Annotated in this window: 35 protein-coding genes; 3 read left to right on the forward strand and 32 right to left on the reverse strand. The window is 67.3% G+C overall.

Features of this window, described 5'->3' with window-relative positions:
* Nucleotides 1-48: 48 nt before the first annotated feature.
* A complete protein-coding gene (locus tag AB0O76_RS09890) occupies nucleotides 49-1506 on the reverse strand; it encodes an NAD(P)H-hydrate dehydratase (protein ID WP_365487310.1) in 1458 nt (485 codons plus the stop codon).
* A gap of 64 nt (nucleotides 1507-1570) precedes the next feature.
* The gene (locus tag AB0O76_RS09895; RefSeq protein ID WP_360768569.1) at nucleotides 1571-1939 is read right to left on the reverse strand and encodes a holo-ACP synthase; all 369 of its coding nucleotides are present in this window, start codon (nucleotides 1937-1939) and stop codon (nucleotides 1571-1573) included.
* A gap of 103 nt (nucleotides 1940-2042) precedes the next feature.
* On the opposite strand from AB0O76_RS09895, the gene coaA reads away from it, so the two are divergent.
* Nucleotides 2043-3023, forward strand: a complete 981-nt coding sequence (gene coaA / locus AB0O76_RS09900; RefSeq protein WP_360769024.1) for a type I pantothenate kinase — start codon at nucleotides 2043-2045, stop codon at nucleotides 3021-3023.
* 29 nt (nucleotides 3024-3052) lie between these two features.
* On the forward strand, nucleotides 3053-4000 hold the full coding sequence (locus tag AB0O76_RS09905; protein ID WP_365487313.1) for a DUF389 domain-containing protein: 948 nt from the start codon (nucleotides 3053-3055) through the stop codon (nucleotides 3998-4000).
* 183 nt (nucleotides 4001-4183) lie between these two features.
* Here AB0O76_RS09905 and glmM read toward each other — a convergent pair whose 3' ends face one another.
* The 4 genes from glmM to AB0O76_RS09925 form a co-directional block, all read right to left on the reverse strand.
* Complete coding sequence (gene glmM / locus AB0O76_RS09910) at nucleotides 4184-5542, reverse strand: phosphoglucosamine mutase (RefSeq protein ID WP_365487316.1); 1359 nt, start codon at nucleotides 5540-5542, stop codon at nucleotides 4184-4186.
* 142 nt (nucleotides 5543-5684) lie between these two features.
* On the reverse strand, nucleotides 5685-6206 hold the full coding sequence (gene rpsI, locus AB0O76_RS09915) for a 30S ribosomal protein S9 (protein ID WP_360768561.1): 522 nt from the start codon (nucleotides 6204-6206) through the stop codon (nucleotides 5685-5687).
* Between the two features lie 46 nt (nucleotides 6207-6252).
* A complete protein-coding gene (gene rplM / locus AB0O76_RS09920) occupies nucleotides 6253-6696 on the reverse strand; it encodes a 50S ribosomal protein L13 (protein WP_135336143.1) in 444 nt (147 codons plus the stop codon).
* Nucleotides 6697-6893: 197 nt separating this feature from the next.
* The gene (locus tag AB0O76_RS09925) at nucleotides 6894-8129 is read right to left on the reverse strand and encodes a glycosyltransferase family 87 protein (protein WP_365487320.1); all 1236 of its coding nucleotides are present in this window, start codon (nucleotides 8127-8129) and stop codon (nucleotides 6894-6896) included.
* Between the two features lie 74 nt (nucleotides 8130-8203).
* Here AB0O76_RS09925 and AB0O76_RS09930 point away from each other — a divergent pair, with 74 nt between their 5' ends.
* Entirely contained in the window at nucleotides 8204-9052 is an 849-nt protein-coding gene (locus tag AB0O76_RS09930) for a hypothetical protein (protein WP_365487324.1), read from the forward strand.
* A gap of 15 nt (nucleotides 9053-9067) precedes the next feature.
* Here the strand turns inward: AB0O76_RS09930 and truA are convergent, their stop codons facing one another.
* From truA to rpsS, 26 genes are all read right to left on the reverse strand, one after another.
* A complete protein-coding gene (truA, locus tag AB0O76_RS09935; RefSeq protein WP_365487327.1) occupies nucleotides 9068-9922 on the reverse strand; it encodes a tRNA pseudouridine(38-40) synthase TruA in 855 nt (284 codons plus the stop codon).
* 82 nt (nucleotides 9923-10004) lie between these two features.
* A complete protein-coding gene (gene rplQ / locus AB0O76_RS09940) occupies nucleotides 10005-10493 on the reverse strand; it encodes a 50S ribosomal protein L17 (RefSeq protein WP_361812468.1) in 489 nt (162 codons plus the stop codon).
* 128 nt (nucleotides 10494-10621) lie between these two features.
* Nucleotides 10622-11644 carry a DNA-directed RNA polymerase subunit alpha gene (locus AB0O76_RS09945; protein WP_016645160.1) on the reverse strand — a complete coding sequence of 341 codons (1023 nt, stop codon included), beginning with the start codon at nucleotides 11642-11644 and terminating at the stop codon, nucleotides 10622-10624.
* A 147-nt stretch (nucleotides 11645-11791) separates the two neighbouring features.
* Nucleotides 11792-12196, reverse strand: a complete 405-nt coding sequence (gene rpsK, locus AB0O76_RS09950; protein WP_003948617.1) for a 30S ribosomal protein S11 — start codon at nucleotides 12194-12196, stop codon at nucleotides 11792-11794.
* 61 nt (nucleotides 12197-12257) lie between these two features.
* Nucleotides 12258-12638: a 30S ribosomal protein S13 gene (rpsM, locus tag AB0O76_RS09955; RefSeq protein WP_135332566.1), complete on the reverse strand. Its 381-nt coding sequence runs from the start codon at nucleotides 12636-12638 to the stop codon at nucleotides 12258-12260.
* Between the two features lie 187 nt (nucleotides 12639-12825).
* Nucleotides 12826-12939, reverse strand: a complete 114-nt coding sequence (gene rpmJ / locus AB0O76_RS09960) for a 50S ribosomal protein L36 (protein ID WP_003974245.1) — start codon at nucleotides 12937-12939, stop codon at nucleotides 12826-12828.
* Nucleotides 12940-12997: 58 nt separating this feature from the next.
* Nucleotides 12998-13219 carry a translation initiation factor IF-1 gene (gene infA, locus AB0O76_RS09965; protein WP_003948620.1) on the reverse strand — a complete coding sequence of 74 codons (222 nt, stop codon included), beginning with the start codon at nucleotides 13217-13219 and terminating at the stop codon, nucleotides 12998-13000.
* 193 nt (nucleotides 13220-13412) lie between these two features.
* A complete protein-coding gene (gene map / locus AB0O76_RS09970) occupies nucleotides 13413-14255 on the reverse strand; it encodes a type I methionyl aminopeptidase (RefSeq protein ID WP_365487334.1) in 843 nt (280 codons plus the stop codon).
* Nucleotides 14256-14405: 150 nt separating this feature from the next.
* Nucleotides 14406-15062 (reverse strand): adenylate kinase, encoded by a 657-nt coding sequence (locus AB0O76_RS09975; RefSeq protein ID WP_360768539.1) that lies wholly within the window; start codon nucleotides 15060-15062, stop codon nucleotides 14406-14408.
* Entirely contained in the window at nucleotides 15062-16375 is a 1314-nt protein-coding gene (secY, locus tag AB0O76_RS09980) for a preprotein translocase subunit SecY (RefSeq protein WP_266869988.1), read from the reverse strand. The genes AB0O76_RS09975 and secY overlap by 1 nt, the downstream gene beginning before the upstream one ends.
* Nucleotides 16376-16600: 225 nt before the next feature.
* Complete coding sequence (gene rplO / locus AB0O76_RS09985; protein WP_098244248.1) at nucleotides 16601-17056, reverse strand: 50S ribosomal protein L15; 456 nt, start codon at nucleotides 17054-17056, stop codon at nucleotides 16601-16603.
* A gap of 1 nt (nucleotide 17057) precedes the next feature.
* A complete protein-coding gene (gene rpmD, locus AB0O76_RS09990; RefSeq protein WP_055553514.1) occupies nucleotides 17058-17240 on the reverse strand; it encodes a 50S ribosomal protein L30 in 183 nt (60 codons plus the stop codon).
* The gene (gene rpsE, locus AB0O76_RS09995) at nucleotides 17240-17842 is read right to left on the reverse strand and encodes a 30S ribosomal protein S5 (protein ID WP_135332562.1); all 603 of its coding nucleotides are present in this window, start codon (nucleotides 17840-17842) and stop codon (nucleotides 17240-17242) included. Before rpsE ends, rpmD begins: the two co-directional genes overlap by 1 nt.
* Before the next feature lie 41 nt (nucleotides 17843-17883).
* Nucleotides 17884-18267, reverse strand: coding sequence for a 50S ribosomal protein L18 (gene rplR, locus AB0O76_RS10000; RefSeq protein ID WP_360768532.1), 384 nt, complete (start codon nucleotides 18265-18267; stop codon nucleotides 17884-17886).
* A gap of 3 nt (nucleotides 18268-18270) precedes the next feature.
* Nucleotides 18271-18810: a 50S ribosomal protein L6 gene (gene rplF, locus AB0O76_RS10005; protein ID WP_360768529.1), complete on the reverse strand. Its 540-nt coding sequence runs from the start codon at nucleotides 18808-18810 to the stop codon at nucleotides 18271-18273.
* A 21-nt stretch (nucleotides 18811-18831) separates the two neighbouring features.
* Nucleotides 18832-19230, reverse strand: coding sequence for a 30S ribosomal protein S8 (gene rpsH, locus AB0O76_RS10010; RefSeq protein WP_030359017.1), 399 nt, complete (start codon nucleotides 19228-19230; stop codon nucleotides 18832-18834).
* A 224-nt stretch (nucleotides 19231-19454) separates the two neighbouring features.
* Complete coding sequence (locus AB0O76_RS10015; RefSeq protein ID WP_003956452.1) at nucleotides 19455-19640, reverse strand: type Z 30S ribosomal protein S14; 186 nt, start codon at nucleotides 19638-19640, stop codon at nucleotides 19455-19457.
* A gap of 5 nt (nucleotides 19641-19645) precedes the next feature.
* A complete protein-coding gene (rplE, locus tag AB0O76_RS10020) occupies nucleotides 19646-20203 on the reverse strand; it encodes a 50S ribosomal protein L5 (RefSeq protein WP_360768525.1) in 558 nt (185 codons plus the stop codon).
* Entirely contained in the window at nucleotides 20203-20526 is a 324-nt protein-coding gene (gene rplX, locus AB0O76_RS10025; protein ID WP_055553504.1) for a 50S ribosomal protein L24, read from the reverse strand. Before rplX ends, rplE begins: the two co-directional genes overlap by 1 nt.
* 2 nt (nucleotides 20527-20528) lie before the next feature.
* A complete protein-coding gene (gene rplN, locus AB0O76_RS10030; protein WP_003974257.1) occupies nucleotides 20529-20897 on the reverse strand; it encodes a 50S ribosomal protein L14 in 369 nt (122 codons plus the stop codon).
* A 107-nt stretch (nucleotides 20898-21004) separates the two neighbouring features.
* Entirely contained in the window at nucleotides 21005-21289 is a 285-nt protein-coding gene (rpsQ, locus tag AB0O76_RS10035; protein ID WP_360768521.1) for a 30S ribosomal protein S17, read from the reverse strand.
* Nucleotides 21289-21513 carry a 50S ribosomal protein L29 gene (gene rpmC, locus AB0O76_RS10040; RefSeq protein WP_010036720.1) on the reverse strand — a complete coding sequence of 75 codons (225 nt, stop codon included), beginning with the start codon at nucleotides 21511-21513 and terminating at the stop codon, nucleotides 21289-21291. The genes rpsQ and rpmC overlap by 1 nt, the downstream gene beginning before the upstream one ends.
* The gene (rplP, locus tag AB0O76_RS10045) at nucleotides 21513-21932 is read right to left on the reverse strand and encodes a 50S ribosomal protein L16 (protein WP_135332557.1); all 420 of its coding nucleotides are present in this window, start codon (nucleotides 21930-21932) and stop codon (nucleotides 21513-21515) included. The genes rpmC and rplP overlap by 1 nt, the downstream gene beginning before the upstream one ends.
* Nucleotides 21933-21937: 5 nt before the next feature.
* Complete coding sequence (gene rpsC, locus AB0O76_RS10050) at nucleotides 21938-22780, reverse strand: 30S ribosomal protein S3 (protein WP_135332556.1); 843 nt, start codon at nucleotides 22778-22780, stop codon at nucleotides 21938-21940.
* Entirely contained in the window at nucleotides 22780-23127 is a 348-nt protein-coding gene (gene rplV, locus AB0O76_RS10055; protein ID WP_135332555.1) for a 50S ribosomal protein L22, read from the reverse strand. Before rplV ends, rpsC begins: the two co-directional genes overlap by 1 nt.
* Before the next feature lie 41 nt (nucleotides 23128-23168).
* Nucleotides 23169-23450 carry a 30S ribosomal protein S19 gene (gene rpsS, locus AB0O76_RS10060; RefSeq protein WP_361812456.1) on the reverse strand — a complete coding sequence of 94 codons (282 nt, stop codon included), beginning with the start codon at nucleotides 23448-23450 and terminating at the stop codon, nucleotides 23169-23171.
* Nucleotides 23451-23459 lie beyond the last annotated feature (9 nt).

Here is a 23459-nt window from a genome sequence, read left to right on the forward strand (position 1 = left end):
AGATCCGCCGCGAAGCGGCGGGACAACAAGCAGCCCGAGGCCGCAGGCCTACCCCCGTACGTCCCGCCAAGCCACCGGAAGCGCCGCCGCAACGTCCTGCGCCCCCGCCGGCGCCCCATCCGCCGCATGCCGAGCGGCAAGCCCATGGAGATACGCCCCCACCGACCCCGCATCCTCCGCCGAGAGCCCCGCCGCCAGCAACGACCCGGCGAGCCCCGAAAGCACATCCCCACTGCCCGCAGTCGCAAGCCACGGCGTCCCCGTCGGATTGACCCGCACCACACCCCCGCCATCAGCACCCCCGCCACGGCCCGCACCCCCGGCCACCAGCGTCGTAGACCCCTTCAAGAGCACCGTCGCCCCATACCGCCCCGCCAGCTCCCGCACAGCCGCCAACCGCCCCCGCTCCACTTCCTCCCGCGAGACCCCAAGCAGCGCCGCCGCCTCCCCCGCATGCGGCGTCAGCAGAGTCGGCGCGGACCGCCCCCGCACCACCTCGGCCTCGACAAGCCGCAGCCCGTCCGCGTCGATCAGCACCGGCACATCCGCGGCGACCACGTCCTGAAGACGCCCCGCCTCGTCCCCGAGCCCCGGCCCGACGACCCACGCCTGCACCCGCCCTGCCTTGGACGGCGCCCCCTCGGAGACAAGCGCCTCGGGGAACCGGGCGATCACCGCGTCCACGGCAGGCCCGACGTACCGCACGGCCCCCGCCCCACCCCGCAGCGCACCCGCGACCGCGAGCACCGCGGCCCCCGGATACCGCGCCGACCCGGCGACGACACCCACCACGCCCCGCCGGTACTTGTCGCTCTCCCCCGTAGGCCGCGGCAACAGCGCGGCCACGTCCTCGTACTGAAGAGCCTCCACCTCAGGAGCCCCGAGCACCGCTCCGAGCCCGATGTCCACCAGCCGCACGACACCGGCGTACTCCCGCCCGGGATCGATCAGCAGCCCCGGCTTGTACGCCCCGAAGGTCACCGTGACGTCCGCCCGCACGGCATCCCCGGCCACCTCTCCGCTGTCGGCGTCGACACCGCTCGGCAGATCGACGGCGACGACGGGCACCCCCGACTCCCGCACCAGGCCCACCACTTGAGCGGCCCCGGCCCGCAGCCCGCCCTTCCCCCCGATGCCCACGATCCCGTCGACGACAAGATCGACACCCCGAAGAGCGCCTGCCGCGCCCTCCGCGGCAGCCACCCGTCCCCCGGCGGCACGGAACGCGGCGAGCCCGCCCGCGTGCGCCCGCTCGGGCGAGAGCAGCACCGCGCTGACCCCGGCCCCGCGCCGCGCAAGGCGGGCCCCGGCGTACAGCGCGTCGCCCCCGTTGTCCCCGCTGCCCACAAGCAGCACGACACGGGCCCCGTACACCTTGCCGAGCACCTGGGCGCAGACCACCGCGAGCCCGGCGGCGGCCCGCTGCATCAAGGCACCCTCCGGCAGCCGAGCCATCGACGACCGCTCGGCGGCCCTGACCGTCCCCACTCTGTACGCAGTACGCATGTCCCGAGTCTGTCAGCCGCCAAGACGTCCCGCAGCGATCAACCAACGGCCAAAACCCCTACCCCTACCCCTCAGCTATCACCACAGCAGAAGCCACCCCCGCGTCATGGCTGAGCGAGACATGCCACTGCCGGACCCCCAACTCGGCGGCCCGCGCGGCCACCGTCCCCTTCACCCGCAGCCGCGGCTGCCCGCTCTCCTCGACGAACACCTCCGCGTCCGTCCAGCGCAGCCCCGCAGGCGCCCCCAGCGCCTTGGCCAGCGCCTCCTTCGCCGCGAACCGCGCGGCAAGCGACGCGGTGCCCCGCCGTTCCCCGCTCGGCAGCCACAACTCCCGCTCAACGAACAACCGCTCGGCCATCCCGGCCGTGCGCTCGAGCGACGCACCGAACCGATCGATCTCGGCCACGTCGATACCAACCCCAATAATCACGGGCAGCAGCCTAGAGCCCCGCCCGAGCCCCGCAGGGTGACGCACCCCACGCTCCGCCCCGTTCAAACAGCCGTAACAATGGACTGTGATCTCTTCGGTCTCCGTGCCCCCGACGGCACCCCGGAGCGCCCACCGGCACAAGCCGGAGGCGACTCCCTACGTCGACCTCACCCGCGCCGAGTGGAGTGCACTCCGCGAGAAGACACCCCTGCCCCTCACAGCGGAAGAGCTGGAGAAGCTCCGCGGCCTCGGTGACGTCATCGACCTCGACGAGGTGCGGGACATCTACCTCCCGCTCTCCCGCCTCCTCAACCTCTACGTGGGCGCGACGGACGGCCTGCGCGGCGCCCTCAACACCTTCCTCGGCGAGAAGGGGTCCCAGTCCGGAACCCCCTTCGTCATAGGGGTCGCGGGCTCGGTCGCGGTCGGCAAGTCCACCGTCGCCCGCCTCCTCCAGGCCCTCCTCTCCCGCTGGCCCGAGCACCCCCGCGTCGAGCTCGTGACGACGGACGGCTTCCTGCTCCCCACCAAGGAGCTTGAGGCCCGCGGCCTGATGTCCCGCAAGGGTTTCCCCGAGTCGTACGACCGCCGCGCGCTGACCCGCTTCGTGGCGGACATCAAGGCCGGAAAAGACGAAGTCACCGCCCCCGTCTACTCCCATCTGATCTACGACATCGTGCCCGGCCAGCGCCTCTCGGTCCGCCGCCCCGACATCCTCATCGTCGAGGGCCTGAACGTCCTCCAGCCGGCCCTCCCCGGCAAGGACGGCCGCACCCGCGTCGGCCTCGCCGACTACTTCGACTTCAGCGTGTACGTGGACGCGCGCACGGAGGACATCGAGCGCTGGTACCTGAACCGCTTCCGCAAGCTGCGCGCGACGGCCTTCCAGAACCCGTCCTCATACTTCCGCAAGTACACCCAGGTCTCGGAGGAAGAGGCGCTCGACTACGCCCGCACCACCTGGCGGACCATCAACAAGCCCAACCTGGTGGAGAACGTGGCCCCCACGCGGGGCCGCGCGACCCTCGTCGTACGCAAAGGCCCCGACCACAAGGTGCAACGCCTGAGCCTGCGCAAGCTGTAGCCGCCCGACTCCCCGGCTACGCTGCGCGCATGCTGCATCTGCGCCTGATCACCCCGGCCGACAGGACGGACGCCGTGGTGCGCCTGATCGAGAAGACGGTCGGCGCCACGCACCTCACCGTCATGCCGGGCGCGGCCCGCAACCCGGCGGGCGACGTCGTGATGTGCGATGTCGCCCGTGAGGCGGGCGACACCCTGATCGGCGGTCTGCGCGCGCTCGACATCGACAAGACCGGCTCGATCGCTCTGGAGAACATCGACCTGTCGCTCTCCCTGCGCGCGGACAAGGCGGAGAACGAGGCGCCGGGCGAGGGCGCGGACGCGGTCCTGTGGGAGCAGCTCACGGACGCGACCCACGAGGAGTCGACGCTCTCGATCACGTACGTCGCCTTCATCACGCTCGCCACGATGATCGCGGCCTGCGGTGTGGTCCTCGACAACGCGATCCTGATCGTGGGCGCGATGGCGGTCGGCCCCGAGTTCGGCCCCCTCGCGGGCTTCTGCACGGCCCTTGTGCAGCGCGCCCCGCGCCTGGCCCTGCGCTCACTGACCGCGCTGCTCGTGGGCTTCGCGGTGGCGATGGTGGTGACAGTCGGGTTCAGCTACTTCATGGACGCGGTGAACCTGTTCAGCGACAGCGCCCTGAAGTCGGAGCGACCGAACACGAACTTCATCTACCGCCCCGACTGGTTCTCGTTCGTGGTGGCGGTCCTCGCGGGCGCGGCGGGCACCCTGTCCCTCACCTCATCGAAGTCGGGCGCCCTGGTCGGCGTCGCGATCTCGGTGACGACGGTGCCCGCGGCGGCGAACGCGGCCGTGGCCTTCAGCTACGACGAGTACAAGCAGGCGTGGGGCTCCACCGAGCAGTTGCTGCTCAATCTGCTCGGCATCGCCCTCGCCGGCACGCTCACGCTGCTCGCCCAGAAGCTGCTCTGGTCCACCCAGCGCGAACGTACCGCCAAGTCACAACTGCCCTAGGGCCTGTCCGATGGGTCCTGCCGGGGTCGCGACCCCTGGCACGCCCATCTGCGGCGTTGTCGTCGGTTGCCAACGCTCCGCGTTGTCGCCCTCCTCCGCCTTGCAGCTGCACGCACCAGGGCCCGCTCGGCCCTGCTGAATCGGCACCCGGCGCGAAGACCGGCCTGACCCATCGGACAGGCCCTAGCCCAGCGCGGACTTCACCACATCGGCGAGCCGCCCGGCCACCGACCTGGCCTGCTCGATGTCGGCGGCCTCGACCATGACCCGCACCAGCGGCTCGGTGCCCGAAGAGCGCAGCAGCACCCGCCCCGTCGCGCCCAGCTCGGCCTCGGCCTCGGCGACGGCGGCCGTCAGCTCGGCGGATGTCGTGACCCGCGACTTGTCGACGTCGGGCACATTGATCAGGACCTGCGGAAGCCGCTCCATGACCCCGGCGAGCTCCGCGAGCGAACGCCCGGTCTCGGCGACGCGTGCCGCGAGCAGCAGGCCCGTCAGCGTGCCGTCGCCGGTCGTCGCGTGGTCGAGGATGATCACGTGCCCCGACTGCTCGCCGCCGAGGGCGAAGCCGTGCTCCTTCATCGACTCCAGGACGTACCGGTCGCCCACGGCCGTCTGTACGAGGGACAGGCCCTCACGCTCCATGGCGAGCTTGAAACCCAGGTTCGACATGACCGTCGCGACAACGGTGTCCGAGCGCAGCTTGCCTTGCTCCCGCATGGCGAGCGCAAGCACCGCGAGGATCTGGTCGCCGTCGACCTCGGCACCCGTGTGGTCCACGGCGAGGCAGCGGTCCGCGTCCCCGTCGTGCGCCACACCGAAGTCGGCGCCGTGCTCGACGACGGCAGCCTTCAGGAGGCCCAGGTGCGTGGAGCCGCAGCCGTCGTTGATGTTCAGGCCGTCCGGCTTGGCGCCGATCGTGATGATCTCGGCACCGGCTCGGGCGAACGCCTCGGGCGAGACACGGGAGGCCGCGCCGTGCGCCTCGTCGAGGACGATCTTCAGCCCTTCGAGGCGGTTCGGCAGGACACCGATGAGGTGGGCGACGTACTGGTCGAGGCCCTGGTCGTACGTCGTCACACGGCCGACGCCCGCGCCCGTGGGGCGCTGCCAAGGAGCGCCGGTGCGGTGCTCCTCGTACACGGACTCGATGCGGTCCTCGAGCTCGTCGGCCAGTTTGTGGCCGCCGCGCGCGAAGAACTTGATGCCGTTGTCCGGCATCGCGTTGTGGCTCGCGGAGAGCATCACGCCGAGGTCGGCGCCCAGCGCACCGGTGAGATGCGCCACCGCGGGGGTGGGCAGCACACCGACGAGCTGGACGTCCACGCCCGCGCTCGCGAGACCGGCGACCACCGCGGCCTCCAGGAACTCCCCTGACGCGCGGGGGTCTCGTCCGACCACCGCGACCGGCCGATGGCCCTCGAACGTGCCCGCCTCGCCGAGCACATGAGCCGCCGCCACGGAGAGCCCGAGCGCGAGCTCGGCCGTCAGATCCGCGTTGGCGACACCGCGCACGCCGTCCGTGCCGAAGAGTCGTCCCACTGCTGTCCTCCTCCGTACTTCTACCCCGGGATCACCGGGGTCCCGCCCTGGGATCACCAGGATCACCAGGGTTCCCGATAAACGAACGCCCCGGCAGCACACAACGTGCCGCCGGGGCGAACGAAAAGTACAAGCAGGCAGATTAGCGCTTGCTGTACTGCGGAGCCTTGCGGGCCTTCTTGAGACCGGCCTTCTTGCGCTCGACCGCACGGTCGTCACGCTTGAGGTAACCGGCCTTCTTGAGGGCGCCACGGTTGTTCTCGACGTCGGCCTCGTTCAGCGCACGGGCGACACCGAGACGGAGCGCACCGGCCTGGCCGGAGACGCCGCCACCCGAGATGCGGGCGATGACGTCGTAGCGGTTGTCGAGCTCGAGCACCTTGAAGGGCTCGTTGACTTCCTGCTGGTGGACCTTGTTCGGGAAGTAGTCCTCGAGCGTGCGCCCGTTGACCTTCCACTTGCCGGTGCCCGGGACGATCCGGACGCGGGCGATGGCGTTCTTGCGACGGCCCAGGCCGGCGGCCGGCTGCGGGTCGCCGAAGCGCGCGGCGTTCGACTCCGAGGTGTACTCGCCCTCGACGGGCGCCTCGGACTCGGTGGTGTACTGCTCGACGTCAACAACCTCGGTCTCTTCGACCGGCTGCTCAACGGTGGTCTCGGCCACGATTCTCCTCAGATCTTTCTTTACGTCTTAGGGGGTGTGGCCGGAACTACTGCGCGACCTGGGTGATCTCGAACGGCACCGGCTGCTGCGCAGCGTGCGGGTGCTGGTCGCCCGAGTAGATCTTCAGCTTCGAGAGCATCTGACGACCCAGGGTGTTCTTGGGGATCATGCCCTTGATGGCCTTCTCGACGGCCTTCTCGGGGTTCTTCGCCAGCAGCTCGTCGTAGCGCACCGAACGAAGACCGCCCGGGAAACCGGAGTGGCGGTAAGCCAGCTTCTGGGTCTTCTTGTTGCCGGAGAGGTGAATCTTCTCGGCGTTGATGATGATGACGAAGTCACCCATGTCCATGTGCGGCGCATAGGTCGGCTTGTGCTTGCCCCGGAGGAGGTTCGCTGCCGTAGTCGCCAGACGGCCCAGGACGATGTCCTGCGCGTCGATGATGTGCCACTGGCGAGTGACATCGCCGGGCTTGGGGCTGTACGTACGCACTTCGTAGCCTTCGCTTCTTCAGTGGATGGGGTCCAGACACACGGCACCCCAGAAGCGATCGAAGCGATCATGCAGCTGGGGCACACAATGCCGGGGACGCTGCCCGTATGCGAGCCACTGGTAACTGCTCCAGGGAACCTACGTATGGGCCCTTCGCGTGAGAACGACGAAGCCAATACGCATAACAATCCCCGAGACTACCCGCGCCTCCCCGTACGGGTCAAAACGCGGCTCTGGAGACCGGCACCGGCGACTCCCCCACCACGGGCGCGGCTGCGCTTTCCAGCCGTAACCCCGCCGCCCGCCCGGACGCGGCTCCGGGCGACCGTGAGCGCCAGCACACAGAGCGTCACGAAATCCCGGAAGGCCCGCCTGGTGCCCGGCTCCAGCCAGGGCCAGCTGAACCCTGGCACCTGCGGCACGAGCGCCACCCAGAACCACGGCCCCCTGGCCACCGCACCCGGCACGAGCGCCCCCGCGAGCAGCAGCGGCACGACGACAAGGAGGTAGTGGTCGTACGACGGCCTGGACACCAGGAAGGCCGCGAGCATCAGCATCACGGCCGTCTCGACCACCCGCAGCGGCCCCGCGCCCCCGCTCCCCCACCGCCGCCAGGCACACCACACCCCCGCAGCCGCGGCCACGACGGCGAGCAGTGAAGCGGCCCCCTGCGGCACCCCGAGCCGCGGGAGCACCGCGGCGGGCGATGCCTCATAGAGACGTACGAAGCGGTCGTCGCCCCGCAGCAGGAAGGGCAGCGTCCGCGTGAAGAACCCCGCCGGGTCCGGCATCAGCAGCGCCGCCCCGACCGACACCGCCCCCGGCACGAGCACGGCCGCCCCCAGCGCCCGCCACCGCCGCGCGAAGACGAAGAGCAGCACCACGGGCGCGAGCAGCGGCTTCACGGCGACGGCGGCCCCGATCACCAGGCCCGCCGCGACCCATCTCCCCTTCTGTACGAGGAGCAGCGCGAGCGGCAGCGCGGCCACCGACGCCACGGTCCAGTTGCCGAGCTCGACGAGATGCCCGAACGGGGCGAACCCCAAGGCGAGCGCGAGCAGGCCGAGCACCGCGAACCGGCTGCGCCACTCCACCCCGTGGATCCGCAGCGCACAGGCCCACCCGAAGGCGAGCCCGGCCGTGACCCCCGCCGGGACGAGATAGCGCACGAGGCCCGAAGGGAGCAGCGCCTGCGGCAGCGCGGCGAGCACGGCTCCGGGGAGATAGAGGAAGTGCCGGTCGGCGTACGGCGAGCGCCCCTCGAGCCACGCGTCGGCGGCCCGCACCACGATCGCGTTGTCCATGCCGCCGTCCGGACCCCGCAGCCCCACGCGGACGACCCCCGCGAGCAGCACCGCCCCGAGCACCACCCAGGCCTGCCAGGTCACCGGCCGCGACAACCACCCACTAAGAGCCCCTTTGCCCGTATTCATACGGATCAGGCTAGGTCGAATGCCTCCCCCGACCCCGGCTCAACATCCACAACTCCCCGTCTAAGATGCGGCGCATGAGCTTTGGGCAAGGGGGACCTCAGTGGGGTCCTGGCGATGGACAGACCCCTGACTGGGCGGCGCTCGCCGAGGCGTCCGAGTCGCGCGCCAAGCGCCGCAAATGGCTGATGATCGGCGGTGGCGCGCTCGCCACGGTCGCCGTCGCGGCCGCCGTCGCCGTCGCGGTGGTCTCCGCGAACAGCGACAACTCCTCCGCGTCGAACAAGCCGGCCAGCGAGCTGCCGACGACCGCGGACATCCCGGGCGCGAGCGAGAAGCCCGGCCCGTCCTTCGAGGAGACGACGCCGCCGCCCCCGCCGGACCCCAAGGAGTTCATCTCCAGCGCCAAGAAGGACAAGGCGCCGCTCAGCGCCGACACCCTCTTCCCCGGCAAGACGCTGACCTCGGGCGACAGCGTCTACAAGAAGGGCGCGACGAGCGGCACCAAGAAGTGCGCGAGCGTCACCCAGGCCGCCCTGGGCGCGCTCCTCACCAAGCACGACTGCAAGACGCTCTACCGCGCCAGTTATGTGAAGGACAACATCGCGGTGACGGTCGGCGTGGCCGTCTTCGACACCGCGGCCCAGGCCGAGAAGGTCAACAAGCAGGCGGAGGAGGGCCTCGTCGTCTCGCTCCCCGGCAAGGGCGTGCCCAGCTTCTGCCGTACGGCGGTCTGCCGCGGCACGTACAACGCGTACGGCCGCTACGCCTACTTCACGACCACCGGCTTCACCAGCGACAAGGACGTCACGAAGCAGGACCGCAAGGTCTACTCCGTCGGCGACGACCTGGCCCGCTTCACCTTCCAGCAGATCAATCGGCGGGGCGAGGCGCAGGCCTCCGCCGCCGCCAACGCCCCGCAGTAGTCCGGCCGTCGGGGCTCAGCAGCACCCGGCGCCGGGCAACGTCCGCTTGTTGCGCGCTTCCTTGTTGCGCGCGGCGAGCAACTCGTCGGCGGGGTAACCGACTTCCTCAAGCGTGAGCCCATGCGGCCGCACGACATGCACGGCGGAGTCCCGCACCCCGGCGGCGAGCACCTTCCCGGGCCACTCCACGGGCCGATGCCCGTCCCCCACGAACAACATGGCACCGACCAACGACCGCACCATGTTGTGGCAGAAGGCATCGGCCCGCACCGTCGCCTCGAGAATCCCGTCGTCCCGCCGCTCCCACCGCAGCTCCTGGAGCGTACGAATGGTCGTGGCACCCTCACGCTTCTTGCAGTAGGCCGCGAAGTCGTGTTCGCCGATGAGCCTCTCCGCAGCGGCATTCATGGCATCGAGGTCCAACTCCCAGTCGTGCCACAGCACATGACTGCGCAGCAGCGGGTCGACACCGCCGGGATGGTCGGTCACGCGATAGGCGTAGCGCCGCCACACCGCGGAGAACCGCGCGTTGAACCCGGCGGGAGCCTCGGCCACCTTCCAGATCCGCACATCGTGCGGCAGCCGCCCCGCGAGCCTGCGCAGCAGCTTGTCGGCATGCTCGGCCCACACGCTCTCCGGCAGATCCACATGGGCGACCTGCCCCCGGGCGTGCACCCCGCTGTCGGTCCGCCCGGCGACGGTCAGCTCGTACGTCTCCTGGGAGCGCGTCACGGTCCGCAGCGCGCTCTCGATCTCGCCCTGGACGGTCCGCTGCCCCTGGCGCTGCTTGGCCCAGCCGGAGAAGTCTTTACCGTCGTACGAAAGATCCAGCCGCACCCGCACGAACCCGGGCTCTACCTCTTCACTCACACCGCAATCCTCTCAGCACCAGGTACATGCGAAAGCGGGCCCGCCCCGAAGGGGGCGGACCCGCTCACAGAAGCGCTATGCCTCAGGCGTCCTTCGACTCCTCGGCGGCCTCAACCGGAGCGTCCTCGACGGGCGCGTCCTTCTTGAGGGCGTCTTCCTTGACGGCGCGCTTGGTGGCCGCCTCGGCCTCACCGGTGGCAGCCTGTGCCACGGTCAGGGCCTCGACCAGCTCGATGATCGCCATGGGCGCGTTGTCGCCACGGCGGTTACCGATCTTGGTGATACGGGTGTAACCACCCGGGCGGTTCTCGTAGCGCGGGCCGATCTCCGTGAAGAGCGTGTGCACGATGCTCTTGTCGGTGATGACGGACAGCACCTGGCGGCGGTTGTGAAGGTCACCCTTCTTCGCCTTGGTGACCAGACGCTCCGCGTAGGGACGCAGACGACGGGCCTTCGCCTCGGTGGTCGTGATGCGGCCGTACTCGAAGAGCTGCTTGGCAAGGTTCGCCAGCAGAAGCTTCTCGTGCGCGGCGCTGCCGCCCAGACGGGCACCCTTGGTGGGCTTCGGCATGGTGTTTCTCCTTGATGTCTGCCCCGGCCGTATCAGGTACCGGGGTCAGCGGACCGCGCCCCGTAAGGGGCGCGGGGCTGTATCAACTTGCGGCTCCGCCGCGCGGGCGCGACCAGCCACAGTCAAAATCAGTACTGCTCGGTCTCCACGAAACCGGCGTCCGCGTCGTCGTCGGCGCCGAAGGCGTCAGCCGCAGCGGTCGGGTCGAAGCCGGGAGGCGAGTCCTTCAGCGCAAGGCCCATGCCATTGAGCTTCATCTTGACCTCGTCGATCGACTTCGCACCGAAGTTGCGGATGTCGAGCAGGTCCGCCTCGGAGCGGGCCACGAGCTCACCCACGGAGTGGATGCCCTCGCGCTTGAGGCAGTTGTACGACCGAACGGTGAGCTCGAGCTCCTCGATCGGCAGCGCCAGATCGGCGGCCAGGGCGGCGTCCGTCGGGGACGGACCCATGTCGATGCCCTCGGCGTCGATGTTCAGCTCACGGGCAAGCCCGAAGAGCTCAACGAGCGTCTTACCAGCGGAAGCCATGGCGTCACGCGGACGCATGGCCTGCTTGGTCTCGACGTCGACGATCAGCTTGTCGAAGTCGGTGCGCTGCTCGACACGCGTGGCCTCGACCTTGTACGTGACCTTCAGAACCGGCGAGTAGATGGAGTCGACCGGAATACGACCGATCTCCTGGCCCACCTGCTTGTTCTGGACGGCGGAGACGTAGCCGCGACCGCGCTCGACGGTCAGCTCCATCTCCAGCTTGCCCTTGCCGTTGAGCGTGGCGAGGACCAGGTCGGGGTTGTGCACCTCGACACCGGCCGGCGGCGCGATGTCAGCGGCGGTGACGAGACCCGGGCCCTGCTTGCGCAGGTACATCACGACAGGCTCATCGTGCTCACTGCTCACGACGAGCTGCTTGATGTTGAGGATGAGGTCGGTGACGTCTTCCTTGACGCCCGGCACGGTGGTGAACTCGTGCAGGACACCGTCGATGCGGATGGACGTGACCGCCGCACCCGGGATCGAGGAGAGAAGGGTCCGACGCAGGGAGTTGCCGAGGGTGTAACCGAAGCCCGGCTCCAGCGGCTCGATCACGAACCGGGAGCGGAATTCGTCGACGACCTCTTCGGTCAACGAGGGACGCTGAGCAATCAGCATGTTGCGATCCTTCAGTCAGGGGCACCCACTATTTGATGCCCTGATCCACCGGGCGGTAGCCCGATATTGATTGCAGTCAAGGGTACGGGCGATACGACTCCGAAGAGCCGTACCGCCCGAATCCTCAAGACAAGCGACGTACGAACGTCAGACGCGACGGCGCTTGGGCGGACGGCAGCCGTTGTGCGGCGTGGGGGTGACGTCCTGGATCGAGCCGACCTCAAGACCGGTCGCCTGAAGCGAACGGATGGCGGTCTCGCGACCCGAACCCGGGCCCTTCACGAAGACGTCGACCTTGCGCATGCCGTGCTCCTGCGCGCGACGGGCAGCCGACTCGGCGGCCATCTGCGCGGCGAACGGAGTCGACTTGCGCGAGCCCTTGAAGCCGACGTGGCCGGCGGAGGCCCAGGAGATCACGTTGCCGGTCGGGTCCGTGATGGACACGATCGTGTTGTTGAACGTGCTCTTGATGTGGGCGTGCCCGTGAGCGACGTTCTTCTTTTCCTTGCGGCGCACCTTCTTGGCAGCGCCCTGACGACCCTTGGGGGGCATCTATAACTCCTACGCGAGGTGGTCGGTCCTGCAGCGACAGCTGTCGATCGACCGCTGAGGACTACTTCTTGCCCGGCTTCTTCTTACCGGCGATGGCGCGACGCGGGCCCTTACGGGTGCGGGCGTTGGTGCTGGTGCGCTGACCGCGGACGGGCAGGCCACGACGGTGACGCAGACCCTGGTAGCAGCCGATCTCGACCTTGCGGCGGATGTCGGCCTGGATCTCGCGGCGGAGGTCACCCTCCGTCTGGATGTTGGCGTCCACGTACTCGCGGATCTTGATCAGGTCCTCTTCGGACAGATCGCGAACACGGGTGTTGCGGTCCACACCGGTGGCGTCCAGCGTCTGCTGGGACAGCGTGCGGCCAATGCCGAACACGTACGTGAGGGCAACCTCGACGCGCTTTTCGCGCGGGAGGTCAACACCTTCAAGGCGTGCCATTCAAGGCTCCTGTTGATTTTCGGAGGTCTTCAGCAGAACCGTTCCCAGGTGCCGTATGAGGTACATCCTGGGTCCCCGGCCTCCGACCGGGGGTGTCGCCCTCCATTACCGATGGATCTGAAGAGGGACGGGTCCTGCATATGTGCTTAATTGCGTCGCGCGAAAATCTGCGAACTGCAGTCGTGCGTCAGCCCTGGCGCTGCTTGTGGCGCGGGTTGTCGCAGATAACCATGACCCGGCCGTGACGGCGGATCACCCTGCACTTGTCGCAGATCTTCTTGACGCTCGGCTTGACCTTCATTGGGTGAGGTTCTCCGGGTCAGTGCCATCACCCCACGTGAATGGGGTGCGGGCAAGATCTACTTGTACCGGTAGACGATCCGGCCACGCGTCAGGTCGTACGGAGACAACTCCACCACGACCCGGTCGTCAGGGAGGATACGGATGTAGTGCATGCGCATCTTGCCGCTGATGTGTGCCAGGACCTGGTGGCCGTTCTGGAGCTCCACCTTGAACATGGCGTTCGGAAGAGACTCGACGACAGTGCCTTCGATCTCGATGGCACCTTGCTTCTTGGCCACGCTTCGCCCTTCGAATCGACTACCTTGATCGACTTCACGCACCGCATGCAGACACACGGATGCACGAGAGCCGACGCGTCAGTCTACGTCAGGCCACCCGGAAAGACGAATCGAGAAAGAATGCCCCATCAGGAAGATCCTTAAGCAACCCGGGCGCCCACAGCAACTCAGCCGATGGGGTCTCCCCTGGTCCTTAAGACCTTGGGGAAGGATCCGGCGCGACCGTAACCCCGTACTCCGCCAGCTTCGCCTTGCCGCAGTCAGGAGCAGTCAGCACCAGAGGCCCCTCCTCCGTCAACGCGATCGAGTGCTCCCAGTGCGAGGACCAGGTGCCGTCCGTCGTGATGACCGTCCAGTCATCCTCCAGGACCTCCGTGCGGGGCGTGCCGAGGGACACCATCGGCTCGATGGCCAGGCAGAAGCCGGGGACCAGCTTCGGGCCCTTGCCGCGGCGGCGCTCGACGTAGTTCAGGAGGTGCGGGTCCATGTGCATCTCGGTGCCGATGCCGTGGCCGCCGTAGTCCTCGATGATCCCGTACTTGCCGCCGCCCGGCTTCGGCTGCCGGCGGATGTACGTCTCGATGGCGCGGGAGATGTCGACGAGGCGGTTGCCCTGCTTCATGGCGGCGAGGCCTGCCCACATCGACTCCTCGGTCACCCGGGAGAGTTCGATGAGCTCCGGAGCGTGACCGGTGCCCACGAACGCGGTGTACGCGGCGTCGCCGTGCCAGCCGTCGATGATCGCGCCCGCGTCGATGGAGATGATGTCGCCGTCCTTCAGGACGGTCTTCTCATCCGGGATGCCGTGTACGACGACCTCGTTGACCGAGGTGCAGATGGTGGCCGGGAAGCCGCCGTACCCCAGGAAGTTGGACTTGGCGCCGTGCTCGTCGATCACCTTGCGAGCGACCTCGTCCAGGTCCTTGGTCGTGGCGCCGGGCACCGCCGCCTCACGCGTCGCGGCGTGAATGGCGGCGACGACAAGGCCCGCCTCACGCATCTTCGCGATCTGCTCGGGGGTCTTGATCTGCACCATGAAGGGGCCTGAGCCTTTCTGAACCTGCAATGACGGGAGATGACGGGACATCCACAACGATACGGCGGGGACGGACCTCCCCGCGCCCCGTCCACGACGTGGGCCGCGGCACCCCTGGGGGATGCCGCGGCCCACGTATCACTGCTTGAGTTACGCGTCCTCGCGAGAGAGCGCGTCCATCGCACGCTTGGTGACCTCGTCCACCTTGCCGAGCGCCGAGATCGTGACGACCAGGCCCTGGGCCTTGTAGTGGTCGATGATCGGCTCGGTCTCACGGTGGTACACGTCGAGCCGCTTGCGCACGGTCTCTTCCTTGTCGTCACCGCGCTGGTAGAGCTCGCCGCCGCAGACGTCACAGACGCCCTCGGTCTTCGGCTTGCTGTACGACACGTGGAAGACGTGGCTCGAATCGTTCCGGCAGATGCGGCGGCCGGCGATGCGCTTGACCACCTCGTCCTCGGGGACCTCAAGGTCGAGCACCGCGTCGAGCTGCTGGCCGTCCGCCTTGAGCGACGCGTCCAGGGCCTCCGCCTGCGAGACGTTCCGCGGGAAGCCGTCGAGCAGGAAGCCGTTCACGGCGTCCGGCTGCTCCATGCGGTCCTTGGCCATCCCGATGGTGACCTCGTCCGGCACCAGGTTGCCCGCGTCCATGAACGCCTTGGCCTGCTTGCCGAGCTCCGTGCCCTGGCTGATGTTGGCGCGGAAGAGGTCGCCCGTGGAGATGTGCGGGATCGACAGGTTCTTGGCAAGGAACGCGGCCTGCGTTCCCTTGCCAGCACCAGGAGGCCCGACGAGGACGATACGCATCAGCGGAGGAACCCTTCGTAATTGCGCTGCTGGAGCTGGCTCTCGATCTGCTTCACGGTTTCCAGACCCACACCCACGATGATGAGGATGCTTGTCCCGCCGAACGGGAAGTTCTGGTTCGCGCCGAAGCCCACCAACGCCATCGTCGGTACGAGAGCGATCAGGCCCAGATACAGCGAGCCCGGCCAAGTGATCCGGTTGAGTACGTAACTCAGATACTCAGCGGTCGGACGGCCAGCCCGGATGCCCGGGATGAAGCCACCATACTTCTTCATGTTGTCCGCGACTTCCTCGGGGTTGAACGAGATAGCCACGTAGAAGAAGGCGAAGAACACAATCAGCAAGAAGTACGTCGTGATGTAGATCGGGTGGTCACCCTTGGTCAGGTTCGCCTCGATCCACTGCTTCCACCCCGAGTTGCCCCCCGCGAACTGCGCGACGAGAGCCGGAATATAGAGCAGCGAAGAGGCAAAGATCACAGGGATGATTCCGGCCTGATTGACCTTCAGCGGAATGTAGGTCGACGTACCGCCGTAGGACCGGCGGCCGATCATGCGCTTCGCGTACTGAACCGGAATGCGTCGCTGCGCCTGCTCGACGAAGACCACCAGGCCGACCATGACCAGACCGACCGCGATGACCGTGCCGAACTCGATCCAGCCGTCGGCCAGCGAGCCCTGCTGCTTGATGGCCCACAGGGCGCTCGGGAAGGTCGCGGCGATCGAGATGAACATCAGGATCGACATGCCGTTGCCGATGCCGCGGTCGGTGATGAGCTCACCGAGCCACATCACGCAGGCCGTACCCGCGGTCATCGTGATGACCATGGTGACGGTGACGAAGATCGACTGGTCCGGCACGATCTCACTGGCGACGGGGCAGCCGGAGAAGAGCGCACCGGTGCGGGCGGTGGCCACCAGGCCGGTGCCCTGCAGGATCGCGAGCGCCACAGTCAGATAACGCGTGTACTGCGTGATCTTGGCCGTGCCCGCCTGGCCCTCCTTCTTGAGGGCCTCGAGCCGCGGGATCACCACGGTCAGGAGCTGCAGAATGATGCTCGCCGTGATGTACGGCATGATGCCGAGCGCGAAGATCGTGATCTGCAGCAGGGCACCGCCGCTCATCATGTTGACGAGACCGAACAGCCCCTGATTGGTGTTCGCGACGTCCATGCAGGTCTGGACGTTCTTGTAGCTGACACCGGGAATCGGTACATGCGTACCGATCCGGTAGATCACGATGATGCCGAGCGTGAAGAGCAGCTTCTTGCGCAGGTCGGGCGTCTTGAACGCCCGGGCGAACGCGGTGAGCACGGTGCCTCCTGCGACCCCCGCGCGCGTGCGTCAGAGGTAGTGGTCTGAGGATCGACGAATACGTATCAGTCACAAAAACCGCGCGGACAGACCGCACGGAGCTTAGGACAGTGCACGCCACCTTACCGGCGACCGTGCCCCCCTTGGAACGACCAACCGGGGATGCCCCTTTTGTGGGGCATCCCCGGCTGGGAATCGCTCAAGTCATCGAGAAGCCTGGTGAATTCAGACGAGCTCGGTGACGGTACCGCCGGCGGCGGTGATCTTCTCCTTGGCGGAGCCGGAGACGGCGTCAACCGTCACCTGCAGCGCCACGGTGACCTCACCCTGGCCGAGGACCTTGACAAGGCTGTTCTTGCGAACCGCGCCCTTGGCCACGAGGGCCTCGACGGTGACCTCGCCACCCTCGGGGAACAGCGCGCTCAGCTTGTCGAGGTTCACGACCTGGAACTCGGTCTTGAACGGGTTCTTGAAGCCCTTGAGCTTCGGGAGACGCATGTGGAGGGGCATCTGGCCACCCTCGAAGCGCTCCGGAACCTGGTAACGGGCCTTGGTGCCCTTGGTACCACGACCAGCGGTCTTACCCTTGGACGCCTCACCACGACCCACACGGGTCTTGGCGGTCTTGGCGCCCGGGGCGGGCCGGAGGTTGTGGACCTTCAGCGGGTTCTGCTCCGCCATGTCAGTCGACCTCCTCAACCGTCACGAGGTGGCGGACGGTGTGCACCATTCCGCGGAACTCGGGGCGGTCCTCCTTGACAACCTGCGTGTTGATGCCCTTGAGACCAAGGGAGCGCAGGGTGTCGCGGTGGTTCTGCTTGCTGCCGATGTACGACTTCGTCTGCGTGACCTTGAGGCGAGCCATTACGCACCCGCCCCGGCACGTGCACGAAGGAGAGCCGCGGGGGCGACGTCCTCGAGGGGCAGACCACGGCGAGCCGCGATCTCCTCGGGACGCTGCAGGCCCTTGAGGGCCGCCACGGTCGCGTGCACGATGTTGATCGCGTTGTCGGAGCCGAGCGACTTCGACAGGATGTCGTGAACGCCGGCGCACTCCAGAACGGCGCGCACCGGGCCACCGGCGATAACACCGGTACCGGGGGAAGCAGGCTTCAGCAGGACGACGCCCGCAGCCTTCTCGCCCTGGATCGGGTGCGGGATGGTGCCCTGGATACGGGGGACCTTGAAGAAGTGCTTCTTGGCCTCCTCAACACCCTTGGCGATGGCGGCCGGCACCTCCTTGGCCTTGCCGTAACCGACACCTACGGTGCCGTCACCGTCGCCCACCACGACCAGCGCGGTGAAGCTGAAGCGGCGACCACCCTTGACAACCTTGGCGACACGGTTGATCGCGACAACGCGCTCAACGTATGCGGTCTTCTCGGCGGCAGCGCCACCGTCGCGACCCTTCCGGTCCCGCCGCTCGCCGCCACCGGCACCGCTTCCGCGGCGCTGGGGTCCAGCCATTGGAATTACCTCTCTCTGTTTCCGCTAGCTACGGAACCGACTCAGAACTTGAGTCCGGCTTCGCGGGCGGCGTCCGCCAGGGCGGCGATGCGCCCGGCGTACTGGTTACCACCACGGTCGAACACAACGGTCTCGACGCCCGCGGCCTTGGCACGCTCGGCGACCAGGGCGCCGACCTGCTTGGCCTGCGCCGACTTGTCGCCCTCGCCACCACGAATGGTGGTGTCCAGGGTCGACGCCGACGCCAGGGTGTGACCCTGGATGTCGTCGATGACCTGGGCGACGATGTTGCGGTTCGAGCGCGTCACGACCAGGCGAGGACGCTCGGCCGTGCCCGAGACCCGCTTGCGGATCCGGATGTGGCGACGCTTGATCGCGGCACGCTTGTAAGCGTCACCCTTAGCGATCTTCGTACCGTATGCCATGGCTTACTTACCCGCCTTTCCGACCTTGCGGCGGATGACTTCGCCCTCGTACTTGACACCCTTGGCCTTGTACGGGTCGGGCTTGCGCAGCTTGCGGATGTTGGCCGCAACCTCGCCGACCTTCTGCTTGTCGATGCCCTCGACCGAAAGCTTGGTCGCGGACTCCACCTTGAAGGTGATGCCCTCGGGGGCCTCGACCAGGATCGGGTGGCTGTAGCCCAGCGAGAACTCCAGGTTGGAGCCCTTCGCGAGCACGCGGTAACCGACACCGCTGATCTCGAGCTTCTTCACGTAACCCTGGGTCACGCCGGTGATCATGTTCGCCACCAGCGTGCGGGACAGGCCGTGCAGGGCCTTGTTCTGACGCTCGTCGTTCGGGCGGGTGACGTTGAGAACGCCGTCCTCACCCTTAGCGATCTCGATCGGCGCGACGACGGTGTGGGAGAGGGAACCCTTGGGGCCCTTCACCGAGACCGTACGGCCGTCGATGGTGACGTCCACGCCGGCGGGAACCGTGATGGGGAGCTTGCCAATACGCGACATTAGCTATTCCTCCGTTCCCGACTACCAGACGTAGGCGAGGACTTCCCCACCTACGCCCTTCTTGCCTGCCTGCTGTCCGGTCAGAAGACCGTGCGACGTGGAGATGATCGCCACGCCGAGGCCGCCGAGGACCTTGGGCAGGTTGGTGGACTTCGCGTAAACCCGGAGACCGGGCTTGGAGATCCGCTTGATGCCCGCAATGGAGCGCTCACGGTTCGGGCCGAACTTCAGCTCGAGAACGAGGTTCTTGCCAACCTCGGCGTCCTCGACCTTCCAGCCCGTGATGAAGCCCTCCTGCTGGAGGATCTCCGCGATGTGCGACTTGATCTTGCTGTGCGGCATAGCCACGGAGTCGTGGTACGCCGAGTTCGCGTTACGCAGACGAGTCAGCATGTCCGCGATCGGATCAGTCATGGTCATGAATTGGCCTTCGGCCTCTCTCGCCGTGGTTTCCTATCTGCGCCATCCCTCTCCCCACTCAGAGGCGGGACGGGTGCGGCGCGGGGACCTACGGCGTAGTAAGTCGGTCAGGGCGGCAGGCGCCCAACCCTCCTAGCCTAAGCCATGGAGAGGTGGGCCACCTACCGACCAGATACTTACCGAGAGCCTCCAGTAATTCCCAAGTCCCTAAGGACAGAGGGGAATTACCAGGAGCTCTTGGTCACGCCCGGCAGCTCGCCACGGTGAGCCATCTCACGAAGGCACACGCGGCAGAGGCCGAACTTGCGGTACACGGAGTGCGGACGGCCACAGCGCTGGCAGCGGGTGTAGGCGCGCACACCGAACTTGGGCTTACGAGCAGCCTTGGCAATAAGAGCCTTCTTCGCCATCTCGCTTACGCCTCCTTGAACGGGAAGCCGAGGTGACGGAGAAGGGCACGGCCCTCAGCGTCGTTGGTCGCCGTGGTGACCACGGTGATGTCCATACCCCGGACGCGGTCGATCTTGTCCTGGTCGATCTCGTGGAACATGACCTGCTCCGTGAGACCGAAGGTGTAGTTGCCACGGCCGTCGAACTGCTTGGGGGACAGACCACGGAAGTCGCGGATGCGCGGAAGCGCGAGCGACAGGGTGCGGTCCAGGAACTCCCACATGCGGTCGCCACGGAGCGTGACGTGGCAGCCGATCGGCTGACCCTCGCGCAGCTTGAACTGCGCGATGGACTTCCGGGCCTTCGTCACGGCCGGCTTCTGGCCGGTGATCGTGGTGAGGTCGCGGATGGCGCCGTCGATCAGCTTCGAGTCACGGGCGGCGTCGCCGACACCCATGTTGACCACGATCTTGACCAGGCCGGGGGTCTGCATGACGTTCTCGTACGAGAACTCTTCCTGCAGCTTGGCCGCGATCTCCTCGCGGTACTTCGTCTTCAGACGCGGAGTGGTGGTGGTCGTCATCAGATGTCCTCACCCGTCCGCTTGGCAACGCGGATCTTGTTGCCGTCTTCGTCGAAGCGGAAACCGACACGCGTGACGACCTTGTTGCCGTCCTTCTCCACGACCAGCTGGACGTTGGAGACGTGGACAGGGGCCTCGGTGGTCACGATGCCGCCGGCCTGCGAACCGCTGGCGGTCGGGCCGGCCTTCGTGTGCTTCTTGACCCGGTTGACACCCTCGACCAGGACGCGCTCGTCGCGCGGGTAAGCGGCAATGACCTTGCCCTGCTTGCCCTTGTCCTTACCGGTGATGACCTGGACCAGGTCGCCCTTCTTGATCTTCATGCTTACAGCACCTCCGGCGCGAGCGAGATGATCTTCATGAACTTCTTCTCGCGCAGCTCACGGCCCACCGGGCCGAAGATACGGGTGCCGCGAGGGTCGCCGTCGTTCTTCAGAATGACGGCGGCGTTCTCGTCGAAGCGGATGTACGAGCCGTCGGGACGGCGGCGCTCCTTGACGGTGCGAACGATGACCGCCTTGACGACGTCACCCTTCTTCACGTTGCCACCGGGGATCGCGTCCTTGACGGTGGCGACGATGACGTCACCGATGCCCGCGTAGCGGCGACCCGAGCCACCGAGAACACGAATGGTGAGAATTTCCTTCGCACCCGTGTTGTCGGCGACGCGAAGTCGCGACTCCTGCTGGATCACGTCTATCTCCTGTTTGTCTGCCGGTTCCCGGCAGGGGCCTTATCCCTTACGGGAGTTGGGCCCCTGCCGAGCCTGGCGGAACGAACTCTGAGGGATACCTCAGAGAATTACTTGGCCTTCTCGAGGATCTCGACGATGCGCCAGCGCTTGGTCGCCGACAGCGGACGCGTCTCCATCAGGAGGACGCGGTCGCCGACGCCGGCAGCGTTCTGCTCGTCGTGCGCCTTGAGCTTGTTCGTACGGCGGATGACCTTGCCGTACAGCGCGTGCTTCACGCGGTCCTCGACAGCGACGACGACGGTCTTGTCCATCTTGTCGCTGACGACCAGACCCTCACGGGTCTTGCGGAAACCGCGGTCAGTGTTGGTCTCAGTCACGTTGCTCTCGCTCATCAGGCGCTCTCCACCGTCTCGATGCCCAGCTCGCGCTCACGCATCAGGGTGTAGATCCGCGCGATGTCCTTACGGACGGCCTTGAGCCGACCGTGGTTCTCGAGCTGACCGGTCGCCGCCTGGAAACGGAGGTTGAACAGCTCTTCCTTGGCCTCGCGGAGCTTGTTGAGGAGCTCCTCGTTGCCCAGTTCGCGCAGCTCGGACGCCTTGGTACCGGCCGACATCACGACTCACCTGCCTCGCGCCGAACAATCCGGCACTTCATCGGAAGCTTGTGAGCAGCGCGGGTAAGCGCCTCACGCGCAGTCTTCTCATTCGGGTAGGACAGCTCGAACATCACCCGTCCGGGCTTGACGTTCGCGACCCACCACTCGGGGGAACCCTTACCGGAACCCATGCGGGTCTCGGCGGGCTTCTTCGTCAGCGGGCGGTCCGGGTAGATGTTGATCCAGACCTTGCCGCCACGCTTGATGTGGCGGGTCATCGCGATACGAGCCGCCTCGATCTGGCGGTTGGTCACGTACGCCGGAGTGAGGGCCTGAATGCCGTACTCGCCGAACGCAACCTGCGTACCACCCTTGGACATACCGCTGCGCTTGGGGTGGTGCTGCTTGCGGTGCTTGACCCTACGAGGGATCAGCATGTCGGTCAGGCCTCCGTTCCGGTGCTCTCAGCCGGAGCGGCAGCTGCGGCGGGAGCCTCGGCCTTGGGGGCCTCGGCAGCCGGCGCGGACTGCTGCTGCGGCTTGCGGCCGCGGCCGCCACGCTCGCCACCACGGCCACCACGGGCCGGGCGGTCGTTGCCGCCACCACGGGCCGGGCGGTTACCCGCACGGGCCGCAGCGTTCTCGGCGCGGACCTCGGCGATGTTCTTGACGTCGCCCTTGTAGATCCAGACCTTCACGCCGATACGGCCGAAGGTCGTCTTGGCCTCGAAGAAGCCGTAGTCGACGTTCGCACGGAGGGTGTGCAGGGGCACACGGCCCTCGCGGTAGAACTCCGAGCGGGACATCTCGGCGCCGCCGAGACGGCCACCACACTGGATCTTGATGCCCTTGGCGCCGGCCTTCATCGACGACTGCATGCTCTTACGCATGGCGCGACGGAAGGAGACGCGGGAGGACAGCTGCTCCGCCACGGCCTGGGCCACGAGCTGAGCGTCGACCTCGGGGTTCTTGACCTCGAGGATGTTCAGCTGGACCTGCTTGCCCGTGAGCTTCTCGAGGTCGCCGCGGATGCGGTCGGCCTCGGCGCCACGGCGGCCGATGACGATGCCGGGACGTGCGGTGTGGATGTCCACACGCACGCGGTCACGGGTGCGCTCGATCTCAACCTTCGAGATGCCGGCGCGCTCCATGCCGGACGTCATCATCCGACGGATGGCGACGTCTTCCTTGACGTAGTCCTTGTACAGCTTGTCGGCGTACCACCGGGACTTGAAGTCCGTGGTGATGCCGAGCCGGAACCCGTGCGGGTTTACCTTCTGGCCCATTACCGGGTTCCTTCCTTGCTGCTGACGACCACGGTGATGTGGCTGGTCCGCTTACGGATCCGGTAGGCACGGCCCTGAGCACGCGGACGGAACCGCTTCAGGGTCGGGCCCTCGTCCACAAACGCCTCGCTGATGAACAGCGAAGAGGCGTCCGAGTGGTCGTAGTTGTGTGCAGCGTTGGCAATGGCGCTGTCCAGCACCTTGCCAACCGGCACGCTCGCGGCCTGCGGGGCGAAACGCAGGACCGCCTGAGCCTCCGTGGCATCCATGCCACGGATGAGGTCCACCACGCGGCGGGCCTTCATGGGCGTGACGCGGATGTACCGCGCCTGGGCCCTGGCTTCCATGGTTGTCCCTTCGGTGTAAGTCATAGTCGTTCCACCCCGCGCTAGCGGCGCTTCGACTTCCGGTCGTCCTTGACGTGGCCGCGGAAGGTGCGAGTCGGCGAGAACTCGCCGAGCTTGTGGCCGACCATCGCCTCGGTGACGAACACCGGGATGTGGGTCTTGCCGTTGTGCACCGCGATCGTGTGACCCAGCATGGCCGGGATGATCATCGAGCGACGGGACCAGGTCTTGATGACGTTCTTGGAACCGGCTTCGTTCTGAGCGTCCACCTTCTTTACGAGGTGGTCGTCGACGAAGGGCCCCTTCTTGAGACTGCGCGGCATCTAAACCCG

It is taken from the genome of Streptomyces sp. NPDC086554, assembly GCF_040686095.1.
GTDB lineage: Bacteria > Actinomycetota > Actinomycetes > Streptomycetales > Streptomycetaceae > Streptomyces.